We start from the raw sequence: 2576 nt of genomic DNA, 5'->3' as shown, positions 1-2576 counted from the left end.
GTTTTTCAAAACCCCTAAAAAAACAAAAAAGCAAGAGAAAAAGCCTCTCGCCAGCTCTCTGAAACCCATCACGCTGCATATTCGGCACGGAACGACGCCCCCCCAAGAGCGGCGTTAGTATAACATGACGGGACCCCGGGATAAATCGGAAAGGCAAGGGGGAGAGAAAACCTCTCTCCTCCCCTTGCAAAAAACTACTTTTTATTCATTTTTTCTTCTTTGATTTTTTCTTCGGCGCGTCCGAGTGCTTCTTCTCCAAGGCGCTGTCGGTCGCCTTGGCCCCTTTGTTCCGCTGATCCCGCAGCGTCTTCCGGGCAACCTCCCCGCTGACGGGGCGCCCCTTGCCGTAGCGGACCACGGCCTCACGCCAATCGCCGCTCTCGTCGGGGGAATAGTCGCCGATCGCGCGGCGCAGCTGCACCAGGGCGACATACATCTCCTTGACGGAATTGAGGTACTGGGTGCGCACCCCCTGATACGCCGTCTGGGCGTTGATGAGGTCGATCTGCGCCCCCATGCCCTCCGAGTACATCAGCTCCGTGATGCGGAGCTCCTCCTCCGCGCGCTCCACCTGGCGTTTTTTATCCATCTCCGCAACGGAGGCGTTCTTCCAGGCGTTCATCGCCACGGCCAAGTCACGGCGCGTCTGCTCCTCGAGGGACGCCAGGCTGTGCTCCGCCGCCTCGACCGTCCTGTTCGCGTTCAGCACGTCATATTTTGTCCGATTCCCATCGACGATAGGAATGTTCAGCCTCAGGGACGCCATCGCCTCCCCGTCCTGCGGGGTTGCCGAGAGCTTCGGATCCGCCCAGGCCGTCCACTGCGCTCCGAAGTCGAGGGTAGGAGCCATTCCCTTTCCCTTCAGCTTCTCGACGACGCGGGCCCTCTCCACCGCCAGACGGGCCGCCCGAACGTCCGGTCGGGCCTCCAGAGCCTTCTGAATGCCGGGAGTCACGTCAAAGACGGGGACGTGGAGCGTCTCCTCCATCGGGACGACCTCCATCCCCCCCGCGATATAGGAGAGATTGGCCAGCAGGTTGAGGTAGGCCGTCTCGGACTCCTTGACCAGGCTTTCCGCCTCGACCACCTGGGCCTCGGCGCGAACGACATCCAGCTTGGGGACCAGCTGCTGGCGGAATTTTTCCGTCGTCACCCTCAGGTTCTCCGAGCGCTGACGCAGGATGTCCTTCTGCAGCGCAACGTTCTCCCGCGCGAGGACGGCCGACCACCAGGTCTCCTCCGCCGTGGCGATCAGCGTATTGAGGTTCGCGTCGAACTGAGCGCGCTGCTCCTCATAGCCCAGGATGCGCTGACGTTCGTCCAGGGAATAGCTCCCCGAAATATCGATGCGTTGGGTCAGTCCCAGAGTCAGGCTGCCGGCGGTGACGTTGGACTCCTTCCCCCCCATCGAGCTCTGCCCCGAGAGCCAGGACCCCGATGCCGAGACGGCGGCCTGAGGACGCTGCCCCGCCACGCCGCTCAGCACGGCGTAGTACGCCGCCTCGACGGACTTTATGCCCGCCTGCAGGGAGTGATTCGCCTGAAGGACCTGTCGCAGATATTCATCGAGCCTCAGCGCACCGGAAGCCTCCGCCGACCCCGTCCAGCCCCCCACCGCCAACGACAGCGACAAAACGAACCCACACAAACGTCTCAAATCGGCCACCTCGACAATCGAAAAATCAATACGGACCCGATCCCCTCAGCCCCGGAAGGCCGCCGAAACGCGCCATTCGAAGCCACATCCCCTCCGAACGGTATTTTACGATTATACTACAAGCAACAGGCCGGGAATCGTGGCGGTATGAGCAGGCCTGCAGCCCTTATGAAAAACAGGGATAACGGGGAGGAGTATCACGGGTTCTTAAAGAATTTGGAAGGAGGGGATCCCATGTCCCGGCACGAAAGTTGCTCCGGATGAGGCTGGAGGTCCGGAATATCGGCATCGCCACGGGCCTTTCCGTCGCCGGGATCGAGAGCATGAAGCAAGAGGAGCGGCCCCGGGAACAGGGGCCGCTCCTTCGCATGGGAGGGATCAGGTTTTCAGGGGGCTATCTGCGCCGCAGGAGGAGCGAAGCCGTCAGCAAAAGGGCCAGCCCGGGCGTTTCCCAAAAGGCCCGCATCGCATCCGCGCCGCTTTTGTCCTTACTCGTCCGGGGATTGGGTTTCGGAGTCGGTTGGGGGTCAGGGGACGGCTGAAGAGTTCATGCCCCTTCCTCGCTCTCAGCGCATGCCCATGCGAATCCCCATTCCAAGAAGAAGCAGCTGGAACGATGGGGACATCAACAGGGATACAACGGCAATAATGATGCTGATGACACCCAGAGCCGTCTGCTTCTTGGCGACTGCGATGATCCCCAGCAGGATCCCCAGGGGAGCGAAAAGGAGCGCAATAAAAAAGATGCTGATGACGCTGCAAATGATGCTGCATATTCCAAGAGCGCTGCTCTGCCCCTGCACCACGATCACGGTCTGCCCCTTCTCCGTTCCCCCCGCCTGACTCGCTCCATTCTCCGACATACGAATCTCTCCTTTCCGAATTCGTGGGATCAAATGCTTCCTCCCATTTTATATTG

Annotated in this window: 2 protein-coding genes; both read right to left on the bottom strand. The window is 60.6% G+C overall.

The genetic code is table 11. From position 1 onward, the window contains the following. Positions 1–205: 205 nt before the first annotated feature. Complete coding sequence (locus Q0176_RS09990; protein ID WP_299302346.1) at positions 206–1657, bottom strand: TolC family protein; 1452 nt, start codon at positions 1655–1657, stop codon at positions 206–208. A gap of 566 nt (positions 1658–2223) precedes the next feature. After that, on the bottom strand, positions 2224–2520 hold the full coding sequence (locus Q0176_RS09985) for a hypothetical protein (RefSeq protein ID WP_299302343.1): 297 nt from the start codon (positions 2518–2520) through the stop codon (positions 2224–2226). Between the last annotated feature and the right edge of the window lie 56 nt (positions 2521–2576).

It is taken from the genome of uncultured Fretibacterium sp. (assembly GCF_938040765.1).
Taxonomy (GTDB): domain Bacteria; phylum Synergistota; class Synergistia; order Synergistales; family Aminobacteriaceae; genus CAJPSE01.
This window is presented reverse-complemented; position numbering and strand designations above follow the sequence as displayed.